The organism is Sulfurovum sp. TSL6 (assembly GCF_019972115.1).
In the GTDB taxonomy this organism is placed as follows: Bacteria; Campylobacterota; Campylobacteria; order Campylobacterales; family Sulfurovaceae; genus Sulfurovum.
Map to the genome: position 1 here is coordinate 253,492 of NZ_BPFJ01000001.1, position 26,754 is coordinate 280,245.

Annotated in this window: 23 protein-coding genes; 21 read left to right on the forward strand and 2 right to left on the reverse strand. The window is 34.6% G+C overall.

Features of this window, described 5'->3' with window-relative positions:
• Positions 1 to 42 precede the first annotated feature (42 nt).
• The 7 genes from LDM93_RS01165 to LDM93_RS01195 all read left to right on the forward strand — a co-directional run bounded on the left by LDM93_RS01165 (position 43) and on the right by LDM93_RS01195 (position 11,851).
• Positions 43 to 1,794: an ATP-dependent endonuclease gene (locus LDM93_RS01165; RefSeq protein WP_223890094.1), complete on the forward strand. Its 1,752-nt coding sequence runs from the start codon at positions 43 to 45 to the stop codon at positions 1,792 to 1,794.
• Between the two features lie 52 nt (positions 1,795 to 1,846).
• Positions 1,847 to 3,652, forward strand: a complete 1,806-nt coding sequence (locus tag LDM93_RS01170; RefSeq protein ID WP_223890095.1) for a hypothetical protein — start codon at positions 1,847 to 1,849, stop codon at positions 3,650 to 3,652.
• A 10-nt stretch (positions 3,653 to 3,662) separates the two neighbouring features.
• Positions 3,663 to 5,156, forward strand: a complete 1,494-nt coding sequence (locus LDM93_RS01175) for a DUF2779 domain-containing protein (protein ID WP_223891018.1) — start codon at positions 3,663 to 3,665, stop codon at positions 5,154 to 5,156.
• Positions 5,157 to 5,326: 170 nt separating this feature from the next.
• Entirely contained in the window at positions 5,327 to 6,556 is a 1,230-nt protein-coding gene (locus LDM93_RS01180; RefSeq protein WP_223890097.1) for a hypothetical protein, read from the forward strand.
• Between the two features lie 3 nt (positions 6,557 to 6,559).
• Complete coding sequence (locus tag LDM93_RS01185) at positions 6,560 to 7,162, forward strand: hypothetical protein (protein ID WP_223890099.1); 603 nt, start codon at positions 6,560 to 6,562, stop codon at positions 7,160 to 7,162.
• Positions 7,156 to 10,980 (forward strand): ATP-binding protein, encoded by a 3,825-nt coding sequence (locus LDM93_RS01190; protein WP_223890100.1) that lies wholly within the window; start codon positions 7,156 to 7,158, stop codon positions 10,978 to 10,980. The genes LDM93_RS01185 and LDM93_RS01190 overlap by 7 nt, the downstream gene beginning before the upstream one ends.
• Positions 10,973 to 11,851, forward strand: coding sequence for a hypothetical protein (locus LDM93_RS01195; RefSeq protein WP_223890101.1), 879 nt, complete (start codon positions 10,973 to 10,975; stop codon positions 11,849 to 11,851). The genes LDM93_RS01190 and LDM93_RS01195 overlap by 8 nt, the downstream gene beginning before the upstream one ends.
• A 44-nt stretch (positions 11,852 to 11,895) precedes the next feature.
• Here the strand turns inward: LDM93_RS01195 and LDM93_RS01200 are convergent, their stop codons facing one another.
• Positions 11,896 to 13,074, reverse strand: a complete 1,179-nt coding sequence (locus tag LDM93_RS01200) for a site-specific integrase (RefSeq protein WP_223890102.1) — start codon at positions 13,072 to 13,074, stop codon at positions 11,896 to 11,898.
• Positions 13,075 to 13,672: 598 nt separating this feature from the next.
• Between LDM93_RS01200 and LDM93_RS01205 the strand changes: the two genes are divergently transcribed.
• The 8 genes from LDM93_RS01205 to LDM93_RS01240 all read left to right on the forward strand — a co-directional run bounded on the left by LDM93_RS01205 (position 13,673) and on the right by LDM93_RS01240 (position 21,146).
• Positions 13,673 to 14,029, forward strand: coding sequence for a 4-fold beta flower protein (locus LDM93_RS01205; protein ID WP_223890103.1), 357 nt, complete (start codon positions 13,673 to 13,675; stop codon positions 14,027 to 14,029).
• Between the two features lie 223 nt (positions 14,030 to 14,252).
• Positions 14,253 to 14,519 (forward strand): hypothetical protein, encoded by a 267-nt coding sequence (locus LDM93_RS01210; protein ID WP_223890104.1) that lies wholly within the window; start codon positions 14,253 to 14,255, stop codon positions 14,517 to 14,519.
• Positions 14,520 to 15,110: 591 nt separating this feature from the next.
• Complete coding sequence (locus tag LDM93_RS01215; RefSeq protein WP_223890105.1) at positions 15,111 to 15,413, forward strand: hypothetical protein; 303 nt, start codon at positions 15,111 to 15,113, stop codon at positions 15,411 to 15,413.
• Positions 15,414 to 15,778: 365 nt separating this feature from the next.
• Positions 15,779 to 17,512 (forward strand): YdiU family protein, encoded by a 1,734-nt coding sequence (locus LDM93_RS01220; protein WP_223890106.1) that lies wholly within the window; start codon positions 15,779 to 15,781, stop codon positions 17,510 to 17,512.
• Positions 17,513 to 17,791: 279 nt separating this feature from the next.
• Positions 17,792 to 19,408 (forward strand): cation:proton antiporter, encoded by a 1,617-nt coding sequence (locus tag LDM93_RS01225; protein ID WP_223890107.1) that lies wholly within the window; start codon positions 17,792 to 17,794, stop codon positions 19,406 to 19,408.
• Between the two features lie 130 nt (positions 19,409 to 19,538).
• Complete coding sequence (locus LDM93_RS01230) at positions 19,539 to 19,988, forward strand: hypothetical protein (RefSeq protein ID WP_223890108.1); 450 nt, start codon at positions 19,539 to 19,541, stop codon at positions 19,986 to 19,988.
• A gap of 1 nt (position 19,989) precedes the next feature.
• The gene (locus tag LDM93_RS01235; protein WP_223890109.1) at positions 19,990 to 20,457 is read left to right on the forward strand and encodes a hypothetical protein; all 468 of its coding nucleotides are present in this window, start codon (positions 19,990 to 19,992) and stop codon (positions 20,455 to 20,457) included.
• A 248-nt stretch (positions 20,458 to 20,705) separates the two neighbouring features.
• Positions 20,706 to 21,146, forward strand: coding sequence for a hypothetical protein (locus LDM93_RS01240; protein WP_223890110.1), 441 nt, complete (start codon positions 20,706 to 20,708; stop codon positions 21,144 to 21,146).
• A 67-nt stretch (positions 21,147 to 21,213) separates the two neighbouring features.
• On the opposite strand, the gene LDM93_RS01245 is transcribed toward LDM93_RS01240, so the two are convergent.
• Entirely contained in the window at positions 21,214 to 21,810 is a 597-nt protein-coding gene (locus LDM93_RS01245; protein ID WP_223890111.1) for a hypothetical protein, read from the reverse strand.
• Positions 21,811 to 22,044: 234 nt separating this feature from the next.
• On the opposite strand from LDM93_RS01245, the gene LDM93_RS01250 reads away from it, so the two are divergent.
• From LDM93_RS01250 to LDM93_RS01275, 6 genes are all read left to right on the forward strand, one after another.
• Positions 22,045 to 22,320, forward strand: coding sequence for a GNAT family N-acetyltransferase (locus LDM93_RS01250; RefSeq protein ID WP_223890112.1), 276 nt, complete (start codon positions 22,045 to 22,047; stop codon positions 22,318 to 22,320).
• Between the two features lie 546 nt (positions 22,321 to 22,866).
• Positions 22,867 to 23,580: a carbon monoxide dehydrogenase beta subunit family protein gene (locus LDM93_RS01255; protein ID WP_223890113.1), complete on the forward strand. Its 714-nt coding sequence runs from the start codon at positions 22,867 to 22,869 to the stop codon at positions 23,578 to 23,580.
• Between the two features lie 12 nt (positions 23,581 to 23,592).
• Positions 23,593 to 24,777 carry a transketolase C-terminal domain-containing protein gene (locus tag LDM93_RS01260; protein WP_223890114.1) on the forward strand — a complete coding sequence of 395 codons (1,185 nt, stop codon included), beginning with the start codon at positions 23,593 to 23,595 and terminating at the stop codon, positions 24,775 to 24,777.
• Between the two features lie 12 nt (positions 24,778 to 24,789).
• A complete protein-coding gene (locus LDM93_RS01265; protein WP_223890116.1) occupies positions 24,790 to 25,686 on the forward strand; it encodes a thiamine pyrophosphate-dependent enzyme in 897 nt (298 codons plus the stop codon).
• A gap of 1 nt (position 25,687) precedes the next feature.
• Positions 25,688 to 26,398 (forward strand): 2-oxoacid:acceptor oxidoreductase family protein, encoded by a 711-nt coding sequence (locus LDM93_RS01270; RefSeq protein ID WP_223890118.1) that lies wholly within the window; start codon positions 25,688 to 25,690, stop codon positions 26,396 to 26,398.
• A gap of 12 nt (positions 26,399 to 26,410) precedes the next feature.
• Entirely contained in the window at positions 26,411 to 26,635 is a 225-nt protein-coding gene (locus LDM93_RS01275; protein WP_223890119.1) for a 4Fe-4S dicluster domain-containing protein, read from the forward strand.
• Positions 26,636 to 26,754: the final 119 nt, after the last annotated feature.

Sequence of the window (26,754 nt, forward strand, 5' to 3'; positions counted from 1 at the left end):
GATAATGTCTAAATGGGTATTTAATGTAAAAAAGGATTATATGTGAAAATAAAGAAAGTTACGATATCAAACTTTAGGTCTATTATTGATATTGAAATAAGTTTTGAAAATTTAATGATGTTTATAGGACAAAACAACCATGGTAAATCAAATATTTTGTATGCCATACTTTTCTTTTTTGGAGAGATAAAAGTACAGGATTTAGATTTTTTTGATGGTACAGAGGAACTTTATGTAGAAATATTATTTGATAATTTAGATGAAGATGATAAAGCAACTTTCAATAAATATTTAACAATAGATAATGAAATTTTGGTTAGAAAAACCGCTTATAAAAATGGTAGTTTTGAATATAATGGTTATATACAAAATCCTCAAAATGAATATCTACAAGAGTCTAATGCTACTAATTATAGAAGTCGTGCAGCTGCTCAAGAACTACCTTTTTATGATGACCTTCCATCGGAAGGAAGACTGACAATAGATATTATACAAGTAGCACAACAACAATATATTTCAAATAACAGAGACAGAATTGAATTTGTTTATGAATTAGAAGCAACTAATTTCTTAGGTGCAAAAAATGTTGCGCAGGGAATATTCGGAGAAATCTTTTTCATTCCAGCAGTTAAAAATATTAATGATGATTTGTCTAATAATAAAACAAGTGTTTTTACTAAATTATATTCAAAAGTTATTGAATTAGTCACAACAAATGATGATGATATATCTGAGATTAAAGATCAAATAAATGCACAGTTTCGTAAGTTTCAAAAGTATAATGAGGATTCGACGGAGAATGAAAATAGACCTAGTGAGTTAAAAGAGTTTGAGGATAGACTTTCAGGTAATTTAAGAGAATGGGGAGTAAACCTCGAAGTTGAAATTCTTCCACCTGATATTGACGAGGTATTTAAATCGGATGTAAACGTTTGGATACATGATGGTATTAAGACTGACATTAATAGAAAAGGACATGGATTGCAAAGGGCAATGACATTTTCGTTAATAAAAACTTTTTCAGAACATGTATTATCAATGCCAGAAGAAGAAAGACCCAATAGACAAGCATCGAAATCTTCATATTTTATTTTTGAAGAACCAGAATTATATCTTCACCCACAAGCACAAAGAGCATTGCTAGATTTATTAATTAATTTATCTGAAGATAGTCAAGTTGTATTATGTACGCATTCAAGCTCATTAATCAGTTTAGATAATTATAAATCTATTGCAATTGTAAGAAAAGATGGAATGACAAACGAAACGAGTATTACGCAATATCAGGAAGAAATATTTGTAGGAGATGAAAAGAAAAATTTCAACTTGTTGTCTTGGATAAATCCAGATAGAGCAGAGTTGTTTTTTGCTAAAAAAGTAATTTTAGTTGAAGGTGCAACTGAAAAATCAATCATTCCATTTATTGCGAAAAAGCTAGAAGTTTTTAAATTTGAGTATACGTTAATTGATTGTGGCTCTAAAACTCAGATTCCTTATTACATACATTTATTGAACAAGTTTAAAATACCATATATTGCTGTTTATGATAAAGATCATCAATCTGGCAAAGGACAACAAGCAAAAGATATGGCAGATAGAGATACTAATAAAATTGAAGATATTATTGCTGCGAGTATAGGAAAAAGCGTTGTTTTTGTAAATGATATTGAAGAAGAGCTTGGCATGACCGCAGGTACAGTTAGTAAGCCTTTTTCTGCATTAGAAGAAATTAGTAAAGATGAATTTGAAATACCTGTAGATTTAGAAATTAAAATTAAAGAAATTTTTTCATAATAAATAAAAAATTAAATATGCTTATGAGCATGTAAAATAGGGTGAAACAAATATGATAGAATCGGCAGTGGAATTATGGAGAGACATAATTGGTAAACGAAATTTTGATGAAAAATATTACGACTTTAAAGAAGCAGACTTGATAAAAGATCGATTGAGATTACCAAAAGACAAATCAATCCTGAAGGGTTTAAAAAAACTTAATATTTCTTTGGAAGAATTTATAGAAGTATTTTTTGAAGCAAATAGTTCGTATACGGCCATGATGAATGACCTATTAAATATGTTTCAAGAAATTGGAGCCAAGCAAACAGATGTCAACTTAGAAATTAGTTTCGAATTTGATAAAAACCAACCTTTAACTATTGATATTAATAATTTCAAAAAACAAATCGAAAGATGGAAGTTAATAGAAAAAGAAGTACTTATATCTGGAGCAACAGATATAAGAGAATATCACCGTATTACAGGTGAACTTTTAGAACTAAATTTTCCTATACAATTAAACGATAATGAACGTGAATACAATGATTTTATAATAGATTTGGAAACTACGGATGATAATGAGTTCAATGAATTAATCGATAAATGGAAGATATTCTTAAATAATTTTGTTCAAGAAGTTATGAAGTATGGAACTGATAAAGCTAGTTTGGCTGCATCTAGCCGCAAGGTCAAAAACAATGTCCATATCGAATTAGGAATTGATAGATGGCCTTATCAAATACATAGTCAACTTCAACAGATAACGATAAAGTTTGATACTTTAGGTACAAAAAATCAACAATATATAATAAAAATATTAGATGGTTTTTTAAATAATATTGGAGTTCAAATAACTACTATTAAAGAAAGAGTAAAAATACTAGATGATTATTTAGAGTTGCCTTTTTGGAAAAAACGTTATGAATTATATTCGGTTTGGATATTTAGTCAAATTTATGATGTAATTAAAGAGCATAATCATCAAGTCCATGTGTTAGATGGAAAACTTTCTTTTCCCTTTAAAGAAACACATTTGGCAACTATCTATTCCGATAATAATAAGAATATCTATATTTATTGTGAGAAAAGAACACCTATTAATAATCCCATAGGTTCAGGAAGAACTAAAAATATTCAGCCAGATTATTCTTTTTATCAAGAACCCCTCAGTAATGTAAATTCTTCAATATTGGAAATAGAATGCAAACAATATAAAAAACCTAATAATGACTCATTTGCAAAGGCCTTAATTGATTATTCAAATGGACGACCTAAAAGTCAAGTTTTTTTAGTAAATCATGGAGAAATGAAAGCCTCTAATGTTATTAGTAAAGCTGAAAAACTTGAAAGTAATTTTAAAAAAGAAAGATGTCAACTGTTCTCGTCAATATATGCAAATTCAACTGAATTGTATACATTTAGATCTAGTATAAAAGGCATATTATTTGACAATAAAGTATTTAGTCAAAGTTCAAATATCGAGATACAACTTATTTGGGCAAAGGAACCACAAGACTTAGACCTTTCTGTTAGATGTTTAGATATAAATAATAATACTATGGGTACTGTTTCTTATAAGAATAAAAACTTTGAAGGCATGACCTTTGATACAGACATCAGAACTGGCTCTGGACCTGAAGAAATTTCTTTAATAGCACAGGAAAATTATACTTATGTTGTTCAAGTAGAAAATTTTTCAAAAGAAATACCATTAATAAAGTCAGAAGCAAAAGTGGAAATCTCTGTTAATGGACAAAGTATAAAACAGTTTGATATTAATAGTAATGATATTGAAACAGTTTTCTGGAAGGTATGTACAATGAAGACAATTTTTTTAGATGAAGAAAAATTATATTTGACATGGCAGGATTAATATGCAAAGAATGAACTTCTCTAAATCACTCTACACAAAAGGTATCCAGTGTTCTAAAGCCCTCTGGCTAAAAAAATACAACAAAGAGGTACTTACAACTCCTGATGCAACTGTACTGGCACACTTTGAAACGGGTAATGTCGTCGGTAATCTTGCAAGTAAGCTTTTCCCTAATGGTCTAGAAGTAACTTATGATGCCAGCAATTTCAACAATATGGTCGAGACTACAAAGCAATGGATGGATGAAGGTCTGGAATACATCTATGAGGCGACTTTTTTATATGATGATATCCTTATTCTAGTCGATGTCCTGAAAAGTACACCGGATGGTGTCGAGATTTATGAAGTGAAAAGCTCTAGCAGTGTTAAAGAGATTCACTTGCATGATGTCTCTATTCAGAAGTATGTGCTTGAACAGCTAGGATATACAGTTACAAGCAGTAATATTGTACATATTGACAGTTCCTATGTCCGAGGTGATGAACTTGACCTGAACAGGCTTTTCAGGGTCATAAATGTAAGTAATGAAGTCAATGCTCTGCAAGTAGACATCCCGCAAAGGCTTAAAGAATTTGAAACCTGTCTGTCTGACCATGAGAACGAACCAGATATCGATATCGGGGCCCACTGCAACAGGCCTTATGCATGTGATGCAAAAGACTACTGCTGGAGGACTCAGAGGAATATACCTGACTACTCAGTATTCAACATTTTTAATCTTGGCAGTAAAAAACAGATAGAACTCTACAAACAGGGGATTGTACGGATCGAAAATATTCCCGATGATCTATCTATGACACCTATACAAAAACAAAAAGTAGATAACTGGAAAAGTCAGGTGAGCTACATTGACAAGGAAAACATTAAAGCCTTTCTTGATACGTTAACTTACCCTATCTATCATCTTGACTTTGAGACCTTTCAACAGGCTGTTCCTGAATGGGAAGGGATGAGCCCATATCAACAGATACCTTTTCAGTACTCACTTCATATTGAACATGAAGATGGGACTTTGGAGCATAAAAAGTTTCTTGGAGCTGATAGCATCGATCCCCGTTACAATTTGGCCAGAAGACTTATTGAAGATATTCCACGAGATGTAACAGTTTTGGCCTATAACATGAGTTTTGAAAAAGGCGTCAATGTAAAGTTGGCTGAAAGCTTTGAAGAGTTCTCAGAGCATCTATTGGCTATCAATGAAAATATGAAAGATTTGATGTACCCATTTCAAAAGCAGTACTACGTTATGCCTGAGATGCAGGGAAGCTATTCGATCAAATATGTCTTGCCTGCACTGATACCTGAGATGGCACAAGCATATAAAGAGTTGGACGGTATCCAAAATGGCAGTGATGCGATGAATGCATTCCCTCGACTTTCCAGTATGGAAGTACTAGAGAAAGAAAAGACGAGAAATGCTCTGCTTGAGTACTGTAAACTTGATACGTTGGCAATGGTAAAGATTTTAGAGAGGCTGAAAGAGCTAAATGAAGAAAATGTATAACAGTCAAATTTTATATTATCAAATGCTTCAAATTTGTTTTGGGCTTGCACATGATGATATTACAATCGGCACCTAAATCAAGGTAAATTCGCCGATATTTAGTTAAGTACAATGATTTTTTCTAATTTATTAGATACACTTTTTATAAAGACAAAAATTAAAGTAGACACATGGCAAATAAAAGTATCAAAGATGCACAAAGTCTTTTGAACATCATGACAATGAAGAAGAACCGCGAACTTCTGGCTCAATTATATGAAAGAAGAGGGGTTGTTGTAAGAATGTCTTCTATCTCAAACATAGAAGAGGAAGATGTTGCTCTTGCAAGACTAAAAGATTTTGACCTTATTGAAACCGATGATGACAGAATATCTATCTCTCCAACACTTGAAACTTTTTTTGATGCCACACTTGATGCAACACAGGAGATAAGTATTGCCGGTATCAAAGAATCTATGGAATACCTTTCTCAGCATCTTGATGACTATGAGGATGAGAATATAAAAGAAAAGGGAAAATCGATAAAAAGCATAAGAGGGCATCTGCGAAAGATGAGTAGAACTCTTGCGCATACTTACAGGATTATGAGACATAGAATTCTTTTAGAGTTTGAAAACCAGGATGATTTTTATAAAAAGAAAAAAGAGCTTGAACGATATCGCAAAAAAGTAATGGAGCTTGATCAAGCAAAAGAATATATTTATAAAAAACTTGTATATCGACAAAAAACTTTTGAAACTATATTAAACAAAGATGTGCATATAAATCTCAATGAACTCTATCTTGTCCTCAATGAGATTACCTCATCTCTTGTCTACTTACAGAAAGAAGTGATTACTTATCTCTATAAACTTGAAGAGAAGAAAAATTTTGTAGACAGGTTATTTGACTTATCCAACATGGTGCGAAATCAAGAGATACTTTATGAAACAAATATTGAAGATGTTATCAGGAAAACACCTGTAAGAGTGGATCATGTATTATATAAAATTCCAGAACTCTACGGACAAATAAATGCCAGTTCAGATGAGCTCCTTGAGTATTCAGCAATATATGATGAATTGGTTATTAAATCTTTAGAGGAAGCAGGCATTAAAAGAGATCTGGTTGCAGACCCAAAAGAACGTCAAGTTACAACAGACGTTTCGTGCTTTGGGAAAAACGTTATAGTTGAAGAAGATGTGGATATTGACGCACTCTTCACAATTTTTAAAGAGCAAGGAAGAGACCTGTTTAGCTTTATTTTCTATAAAAAGTTCAGTAAGGAAAAAACACTGGACGAAAAAATAGATATCTTTGTACAAACTGCAATTCAATATGAAAGAGAAACTATTATAGATGCCACAGAGAGAATTAGGCACCAACGATACAATCTTGCAAAAATACACTACAAGGAGTAGGAAGTGGCATCAAACGAAACAACTGCAAAAGTTTATAATCTTTTTCTTCAAAAAGGAAAAGGAGGATTTTTAACAAAAAATTCTTCAAGTTTGGCAGAGCAAAAACTCTTTGAGTTCTGTGTAAAAAACTTTGAAGAGATGTACGATTTTTTTGAAAAGATGGGGTATGAACTTGTAGATGGAGGTGACTACTTTTATCTCAATGCAATCATCAAAGATAAAGACCTCGAAGAATACCTAAAGCCAAGAATAGACGCACTTATTAAGGCCATAAATATTTTTCGATTTATCTACACTTGCAAAAAAGACCTTGATGTTGATTATATTGTAACAAGTAAAGAACTTGCCTCTGCAGTGACTGAAGATATGGCTGCAAAGGAACAACTTGGTGTAATCATGGCTATGAGAAAAGGGAAGACACTTATTGACGATATCGAGGGAAAAGCACTTAATGTTCTAGTCAAGATGGGATATATGGAAAAAACAGATCAGTATGGAGGAGAGTACAAAGTATTAAGCTCCTATAGGCATTTTCAAAAGATGGCGAACTCCATTGAAAACTTAAAAGTCAAAAGAAAAGAAGAAGAGGATGAAGAAGAATGGTAAGCGAACTTGTGAAGGTCACATTGATAAACAGCGCTGATTATGGATTTGGGGAATTTGACTTTAGGGGGAATACACTCCTAACAGGTACGAATGGCGCCGGTAAAACTACACTTATCAGGGCAGGACTATTCTTTTATTATCCCAAACTTGATAAAAAAGATCTTGGGATACAAGCTCAGAAAAAGAGTTTCACTGATTATTATCTTCCTGCCGATACTTCAAATACCTATGTGGTTTACCAATATAATAATCAGAACGGGAAGAACATGGTTGTTCTATTCAGAGAAGAAGAGCAGAGAAAGATGCGTTTTAAATTTTTTAGCTTTGGTGAAATACAAGAAATAGATATGAAAAGTCTATTTTTTGATGGACAAATAGCAAAACTACCTAATGATCTGTTTACAAGTCTTAGAACACTGTGTACTTCTGAAAGTCGAAACATTTCTACGGCAACAAAGTTTGAACGGATCATATATGGAACAATAGATGATACCGAACTTAGAAAATATTCCCCTTTTCAAGGTAAGAGAATATCCTCTAATGAAAATAACCTTGTAGGCAAAACGATACGAAATATTTTTGTGAACAACCGCATAGATTCAGAAAGCATAAAAAGTATCCTGACCTCAGCGATAGATAATTCCAGTAGTAGTGGCTTTAGGCTCTCTAAGTTCAAAGAAGACACTAGGATTATTCTTCTCAAAAAAGAGGAGATAGAAAGAGTAGATAAGAAGAGACCTATTGCAGATGAAATTGTTTCCCTCTATGATTCTGTAAATAATAATCTGCAAATAATCAATGACACTGCCATATCTATAAAGATGAGGTATGTGTATGTAATGAATGAGCTTACGACACTAAAAGCAGAAGAGGTAGAGATACGGAAAGCACTAAACCTTGTTTCAGATAAGAAAGATAAGCAGGACAGGGAGCACAAAAACCTTGAAACTCAGGCTACAAAGAGAGAAGGTATCTACGAAGAGAGACTTAAGGATGCTCACAAGAAAAGAAAAGAGTATCTAGAAAAGGATATTGACTCAAAGGCTAAAGAAGTAGCACAGCTAGATACAATGAGAGAACAACACTCTTCTCTTTATAGACAAATAGTGGTACTTGAAAGCAAAGCTGAGGATCTAACACGAGAACTAAAACAAGAAGTTGAAGCAAGTAAGCAGAGACTTGAGAGTGTGAAATTTAAAGAAAAAGAAGAGCTGTTATTAATGCAGAAAGCTCACGCAGATGAACGTGAGGTGCAATTGGATGAGTTGCAGAAAGCATATAATAAAGAAGAAGTACTTATTAACGACAAAGAAGAAGAGCTAAAAGAGAAGCAGAATCAACTCACTGATAAAAAAATCACCAAGAATGATGAACTTTCGAAAATAAAATATGCTTCCCATGAAACAGAAGAAATGATTACACTTAGAGAAAAGATAGATACTTTAAAAACTAAAAAAGAAGAATTGAGTTTAGAAGAAGCAGTCTTATCTGACAACATGCGTGAGCAAGACCAGGCTTTGGAGTCTGCGAATAGAGAAGAAGAAACACTTATAACTGCTAAGATCAATGCTGCAGATATAAAGAAAGCTCCGCTTGTTTCAATAGTTAAAAAAGTAGAAAGCCTCATAAAATATGAGGAGGGCACTGTTATTGATTTTATTTTAAAAAATGACATAGTTCGAAAAGATGAGGTAATTTCCTTACTTAGTAATGAAGTCTTGTTAAAAAAAGATGCTGAGCCAACGTATTTCGAGAATGAGAGTTCCTTGTCAATATATGGTGTTGTATTACAGAATATAGAAATAAAAGATATAGCGTACTGGGAAAAAGAAAAAAAACAGGCAGAATCCCAGATATCTGAAATAAATGTACATCTCAATGGCGAAACTACCAGGATACAGGACGAATTTTCTTCAAAAAGAATGATGATTGAAAAAGACAGACAAAAAATAAATAAAAGAAAGAGCGAGATCTCCATAGAAGTGAGTAGGGTAGAGACATCTATCTTGTCCAACACGACAACACTTATAGGATTGGAATCGCAAGCTCAAGATGAGAAGAAAAATAGAATAGCTGCTCGTCAAAAAGAAATAGATGAGCTTGTTGTAGTGGAAAAAAGTATTCAAGAGGATGTAACGATATTAAAAAGGGAGAGGAATCAAAATAAACTTCTTTTAGAACAAAATAAAGAGGCAATAAAAAGAGAAATCCTTCAAAAACTGGAAGTAGCACTTCATAGAGCAAAAGAGATATATGCGGGATTAATGAAGGACATTATTAGGGAAATAGAAGAGCAGGAAGAGAATATTGAAAAAATACAGCATAAAGAGGGTGTTGATGTAGATACCATAAAGCAGTTAAAAAGAAAAGTGGAAGACATTAGCTCTCATATAAAGAGAGTTGATAGTTTCTCTGGAGAAGTAACGCTTTATATGCAATTTAAAAAAGAATATATTGATAAGATAGATGACATTGAATATGAGTTGAATGAGATACAAAATAAAAATGAACAGGAAAAGAAAACTAGAGAAGCAGAACGGAAAAAAGTTGCTGAAGAGATAAAAAATATAGAGGAAAAACACAATCAACTCATAGCTAAGATAAAGAATCTTCATGAGAATGATATTGATAAGTATACTAAACTCATGTCCTCGACTATAGAGACAAATAGATTTTTGGCTTATACGGGAAGAACAATAACAGCGATAGAAAATCTTGATAGTCTGGAACAAGTAAGAGAATATCAAGATATGCATGGTGTATCTGAATATATAAGACTTACCATTATTCAGCTTATTGCGAGACTGGAAGCTGCAGAGACCCAAAAACTATTTGATGAAAGACAACTTGGATACAAGATAAACAATTTCTTTTCTGGAATTTCGGATTTTAATTTCTTCGGTCTTGAAAAAGTAAATATGGAAAAAAGTGGTTCTGAAGAGAATATGCGTGTTGCAAGAAGTGTGAAAGCTTTTATTGATAAGGGATACACTGATATGGTTATTGTCGAACTTGTCAGATTTCTTATGCTTCACCTTTCAGATACTTCTAACCAGATAAGGATTTTGGAGGGGAAATTAGATGAGATTAGAGTATATTTACGAAAGATAAGAACTCAACTCGGCAGTGTGACAGGGATATCGGTAATAAAGTCTATAGAGATAGAGATGCCGGATGAAGATAAAATCAAAGGTTATCAGAGTGACAGCAGTGAGATACTAAAGCTTCTAAAACGACTAAGGAACGAGTTTGAGGAGAGGGAGAGGGCATTTGTCGGCCAAGGACTCTTTGAGCACTTCTATACGCAAGAGAATAGTAAGACAAGCCCTTCTGAGGATAGGAAACTAATATCACTCCTAGGTTTAATTAATACAAGACTTGAGGAATCAAAAAATGAAGAGCTTACGCTTGAAGATTGTTTTGATATCCGGTTCAGGGTAGTAGAGAACAATAACGATAGCGGGTGGCAAATGTCTCTAAACGGGATAGGTTCTGAAGGAACTGATGCACTCGTCAAGATGCTGATAAATATTTCTTTCCTTGATATCCTTAAAAAAGAAAGTATTGGTGAAGGAAGAATCCATTGTATGATAGATGAAATAGGAAAGCTCTCTGAGGGATATTTTAAAGAGGTAATAATTTTTGGGAACGAAAGAGGAATAAGTTTCATCAATGCACTTCCAGCCAAAATGTTGGTCTCTACACATAGAAATGTATATAAGCTACAAAAAGTAGGGGATCAAAATGTGACTGTTCCACATCTGCTAGTAAGTAGAGAAGATGTAGTGAATGAAGATGAGGTATTGGATAATGCGTAAAATACCTCTTAGCTTTGCGAAGGTTATCTTAAAAATAATAGAAAATAGTGAAACGGGCGGTGTTAGGGGTGGTGAGATTAAAGACAAGAAAGTGCTGTTGGAATTTGTCTCACACAGGCTCATCACAGAAAAACGTGAAACGAAAACACGGAAGTCATATACTGTCACTAACCTTCTTGCACTTCAAAGTTATCTCTTAAGTGTATATGGAATAAAAGATATCAAAAAGTATGTTGAAACTATGCAGGATAAAGATGCCTCTAGAGGCAATATGCTAGAGTCGTCAACAAGAGACAAGGAAAAGCAAATAGGCACACAAACGGGTATATATTTAAAAAGTACCTTTGCTCTGGAAATATATCAAGGGATTAGTGTTCCAGCAAATGCCGATATTGATGGTCTTTCTTATTTCTTGACAGATTATACTCAGATAGTACTCGATAAAGATATCTGTATTATAGGTGTAGAAAATTCTGAAAATCTTATGAAAATAAGCTCACAGATTCATTTGTTTTCCGGTTACGGAAGTAGATTACTGTTTATGCTAGTTAATCCATCAATGCTCAATCTACTGCCAGGAACAGATAATAAATACGTTCATTATGGAGATTTTGACTATGCAGGTATATCAATCTATTTACATAAAATAAAGACAAAATTAAAGGGGAAGAGTGAGTTTTTTGTTCCAGATAATATTGGGCAGCTTCTCAAAGATGGAGATAGCACAAAATATTTTCAACATAAGCATCTTGAAAAATCAATTACGGGTAGTGAGGAAAAAATAGATATGCTCATAGAAAGTATACGTAGTTTACAGAAAACTGCGTATCAAGAAGCACTTATTATTAAAAAACAACCAGTAAAGAGATGATTATCTTTATGGCTACTAAGACACAAAGAGTATCTAATTTTCTTTCAGAGCACATCAACAAAACTATCAATGTCTCCTTTAACATTAAGATATTTCTGAGTAGTTGTTACATTAGTATGGTTAAGAAATAGCATAGCCTGAACGATACCTTTGGCTTTATATATTTTAGTACCACTTGTTCTTCGTAGAGAATAAAATGAAACCCTATCCATCACAGCACTAGTTGGTATACCTACATTAAACAGTTTATCAAAAATTTTTTGTCCTGCACGTCTTATTCCAGAATAGTTTGCCGGCTTTTGTTTTGCCAAAGAGCTTTTTGTACTTTGATAGGTTTGTGTGGGATAAAAGAGGTAGTCTCCGTATTTTAATTCATGTTTTTTTATCCAGTCGGATATCAGATCCATTACTTCAGTATTTACATGTTGTTGGTAACTTTTACCTTTTTTCATAGCTTTTAAATGAATTTTATTCTGATTAAAATCACAGTGTTGTACTTGAACATCTATAATGGCGCTTGGACGTGCACCTGTATGATATAAAAGTTTAGCAAAAAAGTATAATCTTGGTTGTGGAGATATACCCGACTCAGGAAGTCCATCATGAAAAGCATCAAACATAATTTTTAATTGTTCATCACTTAATATGATACCTGGTTCATGTTCTTCTGCTAATTTTGGAATAATATATCGATCTACAGGGTTATAATCAACCCATTTTTTTCTAATTGCAACATTGTAAAGAGCACGTAATTTATCAATAGTATCATTAACAGTTTTAGGTGCATACTTCATTGCGATCAGTTTATTTTGTAACAGTTGGATATCATCATGATTAATTTTTGATGCAACTTTGGTACCAAGGATAGGGATTACTCTTTTGGAAAATTTATTTTTATCTTTTAGGTTTTCTTTTGTTTGTCTCTGCTCATAATATAAATTTGCAAGCTGTATTAGAGTGAGTTTTTTCATATTTTTGGATCTTTGTAATTCTCTTTGATCTGATTCCAATCTACGTTTCAATTTTTTCACATTTGCTTTTATATTATTCAGTTCAATCAGTGCATCATCTTTATCAAGTGTATGTAGCTTTTTCTTTACAGCTTCACCGTATTCATCTCTGTAGCTTATGTAGAGTGCACGTGTTTCTCTATCTGTAGATTTAGGGTTATAGTATTCAGTTATCCCATTATATTTTTTTGCTTTGATTTTTCGAAAAGCCATATTTGTCCTTGTATAAAAAGTTTTCCACAAAAGTTTCCACAATTAAGTCTAGATTTGTAGAGAAACACATAAATCGGATAACTAATTCAGCTATATTTATTTGTTTCAATTATTTTTAATTTTTTGAAAAGAAATATCCATTCTATATAAAATGTTTTCCACAAAATGTTTCCACAATTATACCTAAACTTGTGGAAAAATGCATAAATTTGATAAAATTTTAAATTTCATATAATGCTATATAGCCATTATATACGTGAGTTTTGAGAAGGTTTGAGTAGTATTGATAAAACAATGAGTCGGGAGTTCGAGTCTCCCCCGACCCACCACTTTAATCCCCCAAAACACGTACTTTCAGACTAAGAAATTTTGGACTCTGCCAAATTTATTCCAATTTTTTCGGAACTCAAGTATTATTTAGGTCTCGGGAGGTCATGTCTCTCATCACCCGCCGTTATAATTTAGATTATTCTTACTGCTAGTTTCTCATAAATTAATGTAAATATCCAAATGATTATAAATTAATCATTTTTTCTTTCATTTTGGTTCTTTTTTAAGTAATAATAATTATAGAAATAATTCAAAGAAGGTGAAATTTATGTTGTTGAAATTTTATGATCAAGAAAGAAAGCCATATGCTTACACAGAAGATAATAAAACAATTTATACATATGATGGTGAACCGATAGCTTATATAGATATTGAAGATATCTATGCGTTTACAGGAACTCATTTAGGTTTTTATGAAGAAGGTAATATTTGGGATCATAACGGCGATATAATGTTGTTCACTAAGGATTCTATACGTGGACCATTAAAACCCCGAAAATCTCTCATGCCATTAAAAAAGCTAAAATCAAAAAAGCCTTTAAAGGGAACAAAAGCACTTAAACCTAAAAAGCCTTTAAAAAGTAACAAATGGTCTTCATGTAATCTAATAGATGTTTTTATCTAGAAATAAACTAAAATTTTAGTGGTTTTACTCTATATATTTTATAAGGTTTCTACATTTTCGTAGACTCTGCCAAATATGTACGTTATTTGTATGCCAACAGCAACTATTTAATTTAAGATTGCCCGTATCTAGTACTGCTGTTTAGAGTTATGGAAACATCATCTGTACAAATAGATGAGTTTTAGATATCCTACCTAATAAGAACAGTAAAAAGGATAAACAAATGGCTAAGACAACAACCGAATTAAAAGTATTCTCAGTATGTTACAGACCGCCTTTCTCTCAAAGTATGAATAAGTTTATAATAGATCATGTCACATCTTCTATGGTTTCACCACATAAAGGCACGCTAGAGGAAAGAGAAACGGAACATTATCTTTTCTCGAAGATCATTGAGGCGATTGAACAATATAATCCAAGTATTTTAAAATCAGACCAACTAATTCTCGATAAACTGTATGAAGCTGAGATTGAATTCGTGGAGTTGTAATTGTAATACTCCCTCTATTTCGTTATTATAATAACCTTATAAAGTTATATATTTTATAAGGTTTTTACATTTTGGCAGACTCTGCCAAATTTGTATGTTAATTGTTTGCCAACAGCCAACTATTTGATTTAAGATTGCCCGTATATAGGGCTTTCAGAGGATTGAGAATAGATTTCGAGTCTCCCCCGACCCACCACTTATTAATCCCCAATATAACGTAATCTAATCACTTTTAGCTAACCATAGTATCATCATAATTTAACCATAGGTGTCAAGATAGGTATCACTTTTATAAGGGTATTTATCCACTTGAATATCTTTTCGTCAACTCTAATTACTATATGAATATTGAGTTAAACTGTATATACCTATTAGTGCATGCTGTAGAGCTTTGAAGGCACTATCTTTGTCAAGGTGAGAAGATATATTCCCCCCCCATGCCAAAAGCTCTCAAATATAATCTGACATATCCTCCACAGAAAAATATTTCACATTGTCATAATCATACATTCTTCGGTAGTAAAAGATACCTACACAAAAAATGCACACAAGATTATTATATTAAAAAAATACATTTAAAAGGATATAGCTATGAAACAATTCAAAATGCTTTTACTTTCAAGCATGGTCATACTTTTCATTGCATGTGGTGGAGGTGTAGGTGAAGTATCTTATGATACTAATACCACTTACCCACCAATAGCTATATTTAACATAATATCCTATGCTGATGATGATACTCAACCTGTTCCAACAGTAGAAGATTATACTGATGCAGGTGTAGTCGGTGTGACGGTAGATAATATTGATGATATCAATGAAGTTGTAGCAGGTTTAACATCTAGTGATGTGGACACTACAGAAGAGATTCAAAAGATCATCTCGATGATTTAGGTATTAGTATTCTACCTACACACCACTACCAATAATATCAAATAATAACGGGTTTTAGTTTATTCTTAATCTGATGTATTAAAGCTATTGGCGTGTTTGAAATAGGCTTTATACCATTTACAAGTGTGCTGTAGACATTTGAGAGCGTACACCTTTTTTCTCGTTCCCATCGAGATTATGGGAACGAGAAAAAAAGATATATGTAGCTGAATAGGCTGGGTAACTATATCATTGGTGCATTTGTTTTATGTTACATCTGATATAGTGCAAACAAAAATGAAGATTCCTATGAGCAGCTGGATTATATTGGGATACGGTTGTTGTAATTTTCAAATATATGTACGTTTTTAAAATAAGGAAAACCTATGAACTCAACAAATAAAACCTCTGTAGAGGTAGAGACGCTCTACGATCTCGCGACGATGGCAGATTATTCACTCATGGATACGCTAAGCTCTGATCCTGAAGCTACTGCAGACGGTGTTGACCATGCTCCAAGACAAGTCTTTAGTGGGCATTTTGTCCCCGTGAATCCTATGCCAATCAAAGATCCCAAGTATATCGCGCATAGCAAAAACTTTTTTAGTGAACTTGGTTTTGCAGATAGCTTGGCAACATCAGAGGATTTTATCCGGATGTTCTCCGGCGATAGCTCGCGGCTTCCAGGACCGATGCGTAGTTTTGGTTGGGCAACGGGATATGCGCTTTCCATCTACGGCTCCGAATACTACGAACAATGTCCTTTCCAAACAGGTAACGGATATGGAGATGGTCGAGCTGTTTCCATCTTTGAGGGTGTCATCAACGGACAGCGCTGGGAGATGCAGCTTAAAGGAGGCGGTAGAACACCTTATTGCCGGGGTGCTGATGGTCGTGCCGTCTTGCGTTCAAGTATTCGTGAGTTTTTGGCACAAGAGCACATGCATGCTCTGGGTGTGCCGACATCACGCTCTTTGAGTCTCTACACCTCAAAAACAGAGACGGTAAGGCGGCCATGGTTTACAAACGGATCATACTCAAGAGACCCTGAAGTCATGATCGATGAGGCTGTTGCTATCACAACACGGGTTGCACCCTCATTTATTCGAGTGGGGCAACTTGAACTTTTCGGTCGTCGTGCGCGTAAAAATGAGCATCCAAAAGCGATGGAGGAGCTTGAAAAAATAGTGTTGCACTTGATCGATCGTGAGTACAGTGATGTCATCGAAGAGCATTTACCCACCCAGGAAAAAGTGCTCTTACTGGCACGTGAGTTTCGAAAGCGCCTCACCTCTTTGGTGGCAAACTGGATCCGTGTTGGCTACTGCCAGGGGAATTTCAATAGCGACAACTGTGCCGCAGGTGGCTTCACTCTCGATTACGGACCATTTGGGTTTATAGATATGTTTGACCCAAGATATCAGCCATGGACGGGTGGGGGAGTGCACTTTTCATTTTTAAATCAACCTCAAGCTGCCGAGCGTAACTTTCATATGTTTTGCTTGGCGTTAAAGCCGCTCCTGGAGTCGAGTAAGAATGCTCTAAGCCAGTTAGATGAGATCAAAAACGACTTTCCAAAAGTCATGCAAGAAGAGTTACAAAAGATGTGGTCCGCCAAGCTTGGATTGAGTACCTTTGATGCTGTATTGTTCAAAGAGCTCATAACACTTATGATAGAAACCTCTGTTGATTATACGATCTTCTTTCGTGAACTCTCCAAGATACCTGAGGATATCTCTCCACTCATAAAAAGCTTTTACGGTGACTCCATATTAAATGAAAAGATTTTAAAAAGCTGGTCAGCATGGCTGGAAAAATGGAAATCACTCATCCATACTGCAAACCCTGCCGACATCAATGCCAATTCGGCTGAATCCTGTAAAAAGCTTTCTAAGCAAATGAAAGCTATTAACCCAAAATACACTTTGCGAGAGTGGTTTCTTGTCCCTGCCTATCAACAAGCCACCAATGGAGACTATACACTTATTAAAGAGTTGCAAGAAGTGATGACAAGCCCCTATGATGAGCAATCTAAAGAAATAGAGGAGAAATACCATAGAGAAAAGCCCTCTGAGCTATTTGAAATTGCCGGTATATCCCATGTCACCTGTTCTTCGTGATTTTCGATGCATTCTTATATGCGTCTAGGTTTGTACATTTTGGCAGAGTCTGCCAAATTTGTACGTTAATTGTCTGCCAACTGCCACCATTTAATTTAAGATTGCCCATATATAAGGCTTTCAGAGATTTACACAGCGAATTCGAATCTCCCCAGAACCACCACTTTTTATCCCCTTAATTAACATTCTATGAATGATCAGTACGGTTAAATACATGTAATGTCTAATTTATATACAATATTTTCATACTGAGCATTCCATTTCTGATTATAATTTCGCATGGACACTTTATTACTAGCAATTTTTGCAACGATTTTCATTGCAACACTACTCAATATCATTTTCAAAAAACAGAATATTTCGCATATTCTTGGGTATATCTTCACGGGTACCATTATTAGTTATCTTTTTGATTTTAATACCCTAAAAATTGATTCTCTGGAATTGGTAGGGGAGTTTGGTATCGTCTTTTTAATGTTTACCATCGGTCTGGAACTGAGTTTTGAAAAGATTAAAAAAATGAAAGAGACGTTGCTCATTAATGGTGCCATGCAACTTTTTTTAAGTGTGCTGTTCTTTTTCCCTTTGGCTTTTTATGCGTTTGATTTAGATGTCACAGGTTCTATTATTATTGCTCTGGCATTCTCTTTATCCTCAACGGCGATCGTTCTTCCGTATTTGAAAGAGTCTAAAGATATCTATACGCCGTACGGAAAAAAATCGGTCGGTATTCTGATTTTTCAAGACATATCGGTCATTCCTATTTTGCTACTTATCACATTTTTATCCTATGGGGCGTCTGGAACAGATATATCCATCATGGAAGTAATGCTAAAAACAGTGTTGGCTCTTGTTTTTATCGTACTGTTTATTCGCTATATAGGTGATAAGATCGTGGATGCTATGCTGAAGTTTGCAGCAAGAACACAACTGGAAGAGATATTTCTTGGAGCCATTTTCACGATTGTCCTGGGTATGGCAGTCTTGATGCATTCTATAGGCTTTACCTACTCTCTTGGAGCATTTATAGCCGGCGTTTTGATCGCTGATACTAAATACGCCATCAAAGTAGAGTCAGACATCTTAAGCTATAAAGATCTGCTTTTGAGTGTCTTCTTTTTTAGTGTGGGAACAAAGATCGATATCGTTTATCTGTTTTCTAATCTTCATACGGTTTTCTTTATTTTCATATTGGTATCTCTAGTGAAAATGGGGGTTATCTATCTTATTATAAAGAGAAAATCAGATACCAATACCTCTATGAAAACAGCGCTCGCCCTAGCACAGATAGGAGGCTTTTCTTTTGTCGTATTTGATTTGGCTGCGGCCAATCATCTGATCACGCATGATATGGCAAATTTTTTATTTTTAGTCACTTTTGTATCCATGATCGTCACCCCGTTTGTACTGAACAATATCTATAAACTCTCTTCGTATTTTGAAAAAGAGTTTTATGAATCTGATGTTATTACCCCGATCGATAAGAAAAATCACATTATTATCGTGGGATTTGGTACCCTAGGAAGAGCTGTTGCCAAAGAGCTTCATGCAAAAAATATCGATTTTATTATCATCACAGACAATTTGCAACATGTCTTATTGGCAAGAAGAATTAATTTCCTTGCTTATTTTGGACACCTTAACAAACGCCCTGTTATGGAGTCACTTAAAGTGGAAGAGAGTTCCAGTGTTATTATTACTATGCAAGATGAACATTCGAAAGATCTTATTAGTCAAGCTGTCACAGAGTACTACAGTGATGCAAACATTATCATAAAAGTCGACACTGATGAAGAGAGACAGCATTTCCAAGAGATGCGCAACATTGATTTTGTTGATTCAAACTATGAGCTGTCCTCACGTCTTGTTCAGCTTTCATTAAAGCATCAGAATTGAGCAGCTGTCTTTTTAGGTGCTCAAATTTACAAATAGCTTATTATTTATGGTCTAATTCAAAAAAGTAATGAAATTACAGATAAATTATGCTAGTATCACACAAAATTTGTATTATTATAAAGGATAACAGATGACAAGTGGAAAAGTATTATCATTATATATGACTATGCCTGATATGATACGTTCTGGTCACCGTATGAGGGTAGAAGACATGGAATGTGATGAAAATGGTATCATGGGCAGCAGAGACTATGAAAATGGAAAAGAACATACGATGGTACTGGTTTCAAAAAAGAGTTATGATATTATAGAAGAAGCGGAACTTGCTTTTGAAAGAGGCCTTTTGATGGAAGACATTTATGTAGATGTTGACCTGTATCATCTTAAAAAAGGATCCATCATTGAGATAGGTGAAATGCTCTTTGAAGTGACTGGACCGTGCGAGGATTATCGATATCTTTATGCATTTGCACCTGAGCTTCCTGAACTCATCCAAGGAAAGCGCGGTCTTTTTATATCTCCGATAGAGTATGGAAGAATTGAAGTTGGAGATGAAGTGAACGTGGTACAAGAGGCTTAAGATGAAAAAAGTAGGTATCGGCATAGACTATAGTAACATCTGTAAAGATTATAATACTTCATATTTGGATAGAGACAATACAGACCCCGCAACCAAGAAATGTATGAAACAAGTACTTGCCTGGACCCAGGATTTTTTATCTGAACTTTTAGAAAGCTTCGGATATCAAATACATCACTTACACTCTTCTACTTCAGTAAAAGTAGAGGATGTCGCTTCGAAAAGATTTCTTTTTTACTCTCTAGAGAAAGAGATAACATTACAAAGCTATATTATACAAAAAGAGTATGTAGAATATGAATCTTTAGCAGCATGGGAAACAGAAAACAGTGGGGGAATACTTATTCAAAATGATGAGGATGGAGAAGGGATCTATCTTTATCTCGATGAAAACTCCAGTGAACATCAATGGATACTCGATAAGCTGCAAGACTTCTCTTTAGACGAAGTTCCTTTTCATGCAAAATAAAAAAGATGCCATGGTGGAATAACAGATTTTTTTATTCGTCACTATAAGCCATCTTAATCCATTATATGTATCACATTGCGGACAATTACCCTTTTTTAGAGAACTTTTCATTTTTTTTATACACTTCTGTTTTATATATGATACAATTGTAATATGAGGTGGCGATAGATCTATAAGAAGAACATACTATCATATCTTCATGCTTTTCATTGAACATGATCAGCTAACTTATTTTAGGAGAAATTATTATGAAAGAAATTAAAGAAAAACTGGAAGAAATTGTAGCACTGATGAACGATCCGGAAGAAACGGTATTGGAAAAAGAAGTGAAAGAAAAACTTGAATCAGTGATGTCTCTTCTAAATAATCCTGAAGAAATTGAAATGGGTGAAAAAGAAACGAAAGAGAAATTAGAAGAGATTGTTGCACTTGTCAATAATGTGATGGTAGACCCAGAGATCGATATTGAATATTGTATACCTGATGTAGCGACAACATCAGAGACTTGTGATGTTTCTGGAGATCCTTATATTTTAGCGACATATGTTGTGAGTGAATACACAAGACCGACACGTAAGATCCGTTTATCTGGTTCAAATATGCAAAATACACCAAAAGTGATAGCTGATTTGGTTACTTTCTCTATTGAACAATTTAAAAGTGAGATAGACTCTGTAGAGATGGGTTAAACCATCTCTTGTAGGAAGATTTTATTTAGGCTAAAAAAGTTTTATATTTAGCCTGTAAATTAGCAGCTTATTTAACAATTCCATGGAATTGTTCATAAACTCTTTTGACATATTTTGGTTTAAGACCTGTCGTTTTGATCTCTGCCAATTCTTCTTTAAGATGCTCTTTTGTAATTGCGATGAGATTTTCCCATCTTTTCACCAAAAAGTTTCTTACATCTGCTTCAAAGTCACCGTTATAATCAGGGTATGCAGTATTTAATTTTTCTACAACATCATTAAACTCTGTTTCTTTGATCAGCTCTAATTGTTCTTTTGGATGCGTTTTTTCGACTTCTACAAGGTGTGCCCAACCTATTTCCAATATAGTTTGTAGTTCTTGAGCATAATCTCTCTCTTCATTTGGAAACTTTTGGATCAATGCTGCAGCGATATCTTTGAGTGCATTGGCATTTACGATTTCTAACTCTTCTTCAAAAGCTTTTAATCCCTCTTCATACTCTGCTGCATCTTCATACATTTTTGCAATTTCAGCATTTTTACTATTATCTCTAGTATTTTTTGTAGGAGCAGAATTATTTTCTTCTCCCTCTGCCTCTGCATGAGCGGCTTTAAGTTCTTCCATTTGTAATTCTAAATAACGCTTTGTTTTCTGTTCAGCCATAGTATCAATACCCCAAAATGATTTTTTTGTATTCTAGCATTAGTTGTTTAATTACAAATTAAACAACTCACCTTGGAAATCAAATAAACAAAGGGGTGAAAGAGCTATACATTGACTCACTTAGGCGATCCTTGATACACTCAAAAGTAAGTTAAATACGTATCAAGTATACATATTTAATAAACAGTAGAGAAAAAAATGATAAAATACACAAAAAAATAAAAGGAAGATATCATGTCTCATACACTCATTCACAATGAAGACGAATGTAAATATGAATACCATATAGATGGCTATGTAGCCTATATTACTTATGAGGATCAAAATGGAAACATGCATTTAACAGAGACCCAAGTACCTAAAGAGTTAGCTGGAAAAGGTCTTGCTAGAATGCTTTTGGAAGATGTACTGCAAGAGATACAAAAAGAAAATAAAAAAGCTGTAGCTAAGTGCTCATATATAGTAAAGTATCAGGAAAAAAATCCAGAAAAAGACGATGTATTTGCATAGATTTACACAATGATCAGGTCTAAATCTCCTTAGACTTGATCATTGATCCATGCTTTTCTCTATTATATTACTCCATTTATCAGATCTCATTAACAACCGCAACATCCACACTTGAATCTTTTTATTATAGCTCTTTTATCACATAATAAGAGATACAATTGCTTCGTATTAAATGAGAAGCGTATAGCCATAAAACGACGCAGATATCTCTATTATCATTATATCATGTATGATTTTATCTCTTTCTCAACGTAACCGCTGCAACATATGGTAACGAATTGACTAACACCTGCATCATATGGTAACTATTTTACTCCTGAATAGGGTTTAATATGGGTCTTGTCTTCTATATTTAAATTATATTCGATACTATTAGACACAAATTCATGTTTTTCAAAGAACAGATCGTACATAGTACTTTCTATTTGATAAACTTTATATCTACTGATAATGAATTTTAAATGTTTAATACACTGGAATTTAAAAATGTTTAATACACTTTTAGTGTATTTTTCGAAACTTTTTCATACATATAAGGAGTCAACAATGACGAAAAGAGTAACAGAAGGTCCTGCTGGGTATATGCCACAGTCGGCACCGGAGATGGGGGTAGAGCTTGCACCAGAAGGTTCAGCTTTACTTTATGGTGATGTTGTCACACCTGAAGAGGCAATGAGAGATGCTGCAAAAGCATTACTCACAAGGGACAACCCAACAATCTTCCCTGGTCCTCAAGTTCTATGGGACTGGAAAGATGATGTTGCAGATAAAGCAGCAGCAATTTTAGATCTTGCATCTGAGATTCCAAACTGTAAAATCATTCCAATGCCAGATTACAGACCAAAATATCCAAAAATCGATGTGAAGGCTGAAATCAATCCAAATCACCCAAATCTAACGATCTTAGACAACAGAATCAAAGCATGTGTTTTTGTTGGTGTACATTGTCACTACGCTAACCTTTCACTTAGAATGATTCGTGCTGGTACTGATTGTTACACAACTGCATTATGTGCTTATATGGGACATGAAGAAGCAATGGCATCAATTAGAGATCTACATGCATCAGACATTCAAAAGTTCAAAGAGATCGTAATTGAAGAAAGAAACAAATTAGGAATTGAGTGGGAAACTACTCTACCACCTGAAAATCCATCTTTACAAAAAGAAGATTACAGTACATTATCACCGGCTGATTATGGCGAGTATAGAAGTCTCATCATGACCAAAAAAGGTGAGCACGTTACTGAAGTCGAATAAAGGAGAAAATCAATGGATGCAAGTCAAAGACCACAATTAGATAAGAAAAAAGCAGATATAAATTATATACTTAAAGAGGCTCCGAGAGAGCAGCACTTTATTACAGGTGCGCAGGCAATGGCGGAAGCTGTTAAAAGAGCAAACGTAGATATGGCGATTGCGTATCCTATTACACCACAATCAGAGGTAATGCACCTTGTTGGTGATATTTATGCGCAAGGTCACATTAAAGAGTACTATAGAGCTGAAGAAGAGCTTGGTACTATGTCAGCTATCGCTGGTGCTGCAAGAGCAGGTGTTCGTCTATTTACAGCAACATCAGGACCAGGACTTCTTAGAGGTCTAGAAGCGATCGTATCATGGTCAGGACATAGAGTTCCAGCTGTACTTGGTATCTTAACTCGTGTTGTAAATGCGCCGTTATCAATCCAGCCAGATAATATCGAAATGGCATACATGATGCACTGTGGTGCTGTAATGCTTCATGCTGAAAATCAGCAAGATACATTTGACTACACATTGGCAGCATTTGCTATTACAGAAAAAGTTGATGTTTATATTCCAGTAGCTGTTGCAACAGAAGGTTTCTTCGTAACACACGCTAAGGGTTATGTTGATATGACAGCTGACGATATTTGTCTAAATGACTTTGATCCAGTTGCAGCGCCAGTTCCAGCTATGGATAATGAAACTCCACCAGCTAGAATCCAGCGTGATGCTCCAGTTCAAAAGTCAAACTTCATGTCTTACTTGATTCACTCAGTATGGCAGCAAGAGATCTGGGATTCAAACAAGCGTGCGATGAAATATATCTATGAGTACCTTGGTGGACCAATCGAAGTTCAAAACCCTGAAGCAGATGTATTTGTTCTTGGTTCTGGTTGTGCAGCAGCACAATGTAGAGAAGCGCACAGATATGCTCAAGAAGATGGACTAAGTGTTGGTTTCGTTAAAGTAAAAGCGATCAGACCATTCCCAACTCAAGAGATCAGAGATGCATTGAAAAATGCTAAAGCAGTAATCGTTCCTGAACACAACATTATTGGTTGGTTATGTAAAGAAGTTAAAGCAGCTATTCCAAATGGTGGAATCGTTGTAGAGGGTCCAAGAGTATATGGTGGTATGACACTTCCAGTGGAATTGATCATGAAAGAAATTCATACTGCTCTTGGCCTAGAGTATGATCTAAAACTATAAGAAAGGTATAAAATGAGCTTAAAATATATAACTCCAGCAGAGAGATTTAAAAAATATTTACCAAAAGATTATGTAGAGTTAGTTGACTACGGTCCGTTTGGAAAGACTCAAGATGAAGCTGGTCCAGGTAACATGGGACAGTTTAAAGAGTTAATGGAAGAACACCCAATGTGTTCTGGTTGTTGGATGGCGTATTACATCAGATTGATCTTCGCTTCACTTCCACAACCTGAAGAGACTGTAACATTAGGTACAGCTGGATGTGGTCGTTTGGCTATTTCTCAAGCAGCTGTTCCATTTATCTATGGTAACTATGGTGACCAAAATGCTATGGCTTCTGGTCTTACACGTGCATTTAGACTACGTTTCCCAGATAAACATAAAGACGTTATCACTATCGCTGGTGACGGTGGTACTATGGATATCGGTTTCTCTATGACTATGCACTCATGGATCCGTGGTGAAAAATTCACAACGATCATGCTTGATAACGAAGTTTACGGAAACACTGGTGGTCAAGAGTCTGGTATGTCTCCTAAGGGTGCTATCCTTAAGATGGCTCCACTAGGTAAAAAAGGTGAGAAAATGCCTGCAACTGATTTAGCAAAAGCTGCTGGTTGTGTGTATACTGTTAGAATGTCTCCAACGAACATCAAAAAAGCTGCAAAAATCATCAGAAGAGCGATCTTTGTTGCTAGAGAAGTTGGACCAACGTTTATTCACGCGTATACTTCATGTAACATTGAGTACTCTATTCCTACTGAAGATGTATTTGCGGATGCAAAAGAGAAAGAGAAAACAAGATTCCAGTTTGAAGAGTACATGACTGATGAAGCTAAAGCTGTAATCGAACGTGTAGAAGCTGAAGAAAAAGCGGCTAAAAGAGCAAAAAAAGCAGAGGTGGTTTAATATGGCTGAGCAAAAGAAAAGAGAACGATATAATATTAGAATCTCAGGACTAGGTGGGCAGGGTGTTGTAACTACTGCTCACATCCTTGGTTCTACTATGGATAACGCAGGTAAATATGCATCATTGGTACCATTCTTTGGTTCTGAAAAAAGAATGGCACCTGTTGAAGCATATGTACGTGCTTCTAATCAACCGATTTATGAAGTGGGTGAAGTTGTTTACCCTGACATTATTATGATCTACCACTCACAAGTTGTTACACATGGTAAATCATATACAATGCCTTTCTATACTGGCCTAAAGCCGAACAGTTTGATCATTATCAATACTGATTTTGATGTTCTTACTGAAGACGATATTACCGTTCTTGAAGAGCTAAATGCAACTGTTGTACAATTTGATGCAACAGCATTGGCACTAAAAATTGCAGGTACTGAACTTGCAACGAATATGGCAATGATGGGTATGCTTCTTGGTCTTACAAAACTTGTAACAACTGAAAACATTGAAGCAGCGGTAAGAGAAAGATTCTTGGGAACTTCATTCGTTTCTTCTGGTGGTACAGCTATGCTGGATTCTGCTATTGAGAAAAAGTTTAAGAAAAAAGAACAATTACTTGAAGCGAATATGAACGTTATCAATAAAACTTTTGAGATGGCTGACTCTGTAGATATCAGTGGATCTGAACTAATTGTCAGATTTGACATATAAGGAAGGAATTAAATGTATTATGTAGCAAAAGTAGACGCAGACAAGTGTGCTGAATATAAATGTAACACGTGTACTTTATATTGTCCAGAAGCGAATACGCTTATGTTCGATAAAGAAGGTAACACATCTTGGGTAGATGAAGATAGATGTAAAGGGTGTGCACTTTGTGTATACGTTTGTTCTGACATGCTTGATCGTAATTGTATTACAATGGAAATGGCTGGTCACGAAGAGTAAGCTCTTCAAGCCATAGTCACCCTCTTGGGTGACTAAGCTAAATGATCTCTCTTATCATCTAGCAATAGTATTAATCCAAACCTTCATATAACAAATTTTAAACCGTAAAATCAAAATAT